Here is a 2,341-nt window from a genome sequence, read left to right as displayed (position 1 = left end):
TATATGCAACAGCAAAATTACAGCCTGTCTGCACTCGCTAAGCGCGATGCTCAGGATGATCCCTTTGGCTCGGCCAGCAAATCACAAACCGCCATCACGCCGACACCGCCAGTTGATGATCAGAACAGCAAAGCTCTATCTGAGCCCGAGCAGTTCATGGTCAGGGCAATGCTGAAAGGACTGCTTACTCATGAATGAACGTGACATGTCACTGCTGAAGGTTGTTGGTGAAACCGTAGGGGAGCAATTGTCAGTCTTACAGCGGAAATATGAAACTACCCTGGCCGTACAGGCCAGGGAAATTGAACATCTGACGGATATGGTGAAAAAACTTTCAGAGGCAGCGCCTGATGAAAATGCCATCGTCAGGGCTGTTTTAGCGCAGATTAATATCCCCGCCGCGCCTGAATTACCAGACATCCAGCAACTGGTGAAAGAGGCCGTATCTACAATACCTGTGCCGGAATCCCCTGAACAGCCAGAATTACCTGATATCGAGCTAATGGTAAGAACTGCTGTGGCAGGGATCGAAATTAAACCTCCTGAGCTACCCGATATCCAGCAACTAGTGAAAGCCGCAGTGTCAGAAATTCCGGTGCCGAAATCACCAGAATTACCTGACATTGAAGGGATGGTTCGAAAAGCTGTGGGTGAGATTGAAATCCCAGCTGCGCCGGAGCTGCCCGATATTGAGCAGATGGTGAAAGATGCTGTATCAGCGCTTCCTATCCCCAAAAATGGGGATCCGGGAGAAGACGGCAAAGATGCGCTGCAGTTAGAAATAATGCCGTGCATTGATGAGGAGAAGTCATACCCTCGCGGTAGTTATGCCATACATCAGGGAGGTTTATGGCGTTCATTCCAGAAAACAACCGGTTTAAATGGCTGGGAATGTTTGGTGGATGGCATCTCCTCCGTTGATATCAGCCAAGTCAATGAGCGTGAATTTACCCTCACCGCTCGGTTGGCCAGCGGCACCAAAACCGAAAAATCCTTCAACATCCCGGTAATGATTTACCGCGACATATTCAAAGACGGTGAAAAGTACTTACCCGGCGACAGCGTCACATGGGCAGGGTCGGTCTGGTATTGCCACGCAGAGACAACCGATAAGCCAGGTGAACCGTCTTCAAAAGGATGGAAACTTGCGGTTAAGCGTGGGCGGGATGCGAGGGCAAAATCATGATCGGGCTGGTTACGCTTGACGAGGTTAAGTCCTATCTCCGTATTGATACTGATGCCGCTGATAGTGACCTTCAGGAGGCGATTTATCAGGCCAGCGCTGTGATTTTGGATTACGTGAAGGGCTCACGCTCATTGATCATTGATGATTCCGGAGAAGTCATAGAGGGGGAGGCTTTACAAAGAGTCAAACGCTCAACTCTCATTTTGGTGGGCATTTTCGACAGAGTAAAAAATGGAGAAGAGGAACAGCGTTACTCTCAGGGCAATCTTCCTTTTAGCGTGACTGCTTTCATTTATACCCTACACACTCCAACGATTGTTTAAGGATGATTTTATGACGACGGGTCTCGAAGCCGGCAGGCTCACTGAACAGATAACGCTTCAGGTCATAAATATATCGACAGGCCCTCTGGGAGAACCTTTGCCTGGTATGCCTGTCGATGTTGCCAAGGTCTGGGCGGCGGTAGAAATGAAATCCAACCGGAAGATCAGAACACTGGATCAGCAACAGGTTGTGGAAACTTGGCATTTCACTATCAGGTCCGGGCGAGACGTCAGTATTGACTGGAAGGTGAAGTGGAAGGATGCAAGCTACACCGTTGTTTCCGTTGACCACAGTCTGAAAGACCGGCTTATCCTCAAGGCTGAGAGAGATACGCGCCATGATTGAAAATGCCATTCTCAAAGCACTCGGCGAACTCTCCGGCATGCCTGTTTATCCCCTCTTACTCCCTGATCCGGTCCAGCAAGGGATCACTTTCCAGCGCATATCCGATCCTGAGGTAGATGGTGGGTTGGTGCGTACCGGCCTAATCGCAGGACGGTTTCAGATATCGATTTATAAGGTTAATGATTATACCGCTGTCGTGGAACTGGACCGTGCCATATGGGAAGCATGGCGCGATATAAGGCATGGAAAAATCGCGGATTATCCAGTCCAGTATGTTGAGCGCGGTGGCATTGTTCAGGACTGCACCACATTGCCGAGCAACAGCGTGCAATATCGGCTTGTGAGGGACTACATCATATATTTTTATGAGGATTCATCATGATCCGAATGGAGGTTCAGGGGCTGAAAGAACTCGAGCGGCAACTTGAAGCCCTGGGTGAAAAAGTCGCTGTGAAAGTGATGGCTTCTGCGGGTAAAGAGGCCATG

General features: G+C 49.6%; 4 protein-coding genes and 1 pseudogene. All 5 read left to right on the top strand.

Annotated elements, in window-relative coordinates; genetic code table 11:
* Positions 1 to 198, top strand: a pseudogene (locus J8X26_RS26020) (phage portal protein); the annotation flags it as partial.
* On the top strand, positions 191 to 1,186 hold the full coding sequence (locus tag J8X26_RS26015; protein WP_208952439.1) for a phage gp6-like head-tail connector protein: 996 nt from the start codon (positions 191 to 193) through the stop codon (positions 1,184 to 1,186). The pseudogene J8X26_RS26020 and the gene J8X26_RS26015, both read left to right, overlap by 8 nt.
* The gene (locus tag J8X26_RS26010) at positions 1,183 to 1,509 is read left to right on the top strand and encodes a head-tail connector protein (RefSeq protein ID WP_208952438.1); all 327 of its coding nucleotides are present in this window, start codon (positions 1,183 to 1,185) and stop codon (positions 1,507 to 1,509) included. The genes J8X26_RS26015 and J8X26_RS26010 overlap by 4 nt, the downstream gene beginning before the upstream one ends.
* Positions 1,510 to 1,519: 10 nt before the next feature.
* The gene (locus tag J8X26_RS26005; RefSeq protein WP_208952437.1) at positions 1,520 to 1,855 is read left to right on the top strand and encodes a phage head closure protein; all 336 of its coding nucleotides are present in this window, start codon (positions 1,520 to 1,522) and stop codon (positions 1,853 to 1,855) included.
* Positions 1,848 to 2,237: a hypothetical protein gene (locus J8X26_RS26000; protein WP_208952436.1), complete on the top strand. Its 390-nt coding sequence runs from the start codon at positions 1,848 to 1,850 to the stop codon at positions 2,235 to 2,237. The genes J8X26_RS26005 and J8X26_RS26000 overlap by 8 nt, the downstream gene beginning before the upstream one ends.
* The last annotated feature ends 104 nt before the right edge of the window (positions 2,238 to 2,341 follow it).

The sequence above is a fragment of the Rahnella sp. ChDrAdgB13 genome, assembly GCF_017655185.1.
GTDB classification, from domain to species: Bacteria; Pseudomonadota; Gammaproteobacteria; order Enterobacterales; family Enterobacteriaceae; genus Rahnella; species Rahnella contaminans.
This window is presented reverse-complemented; position numbering and strand designations above follow the sequence as displayed.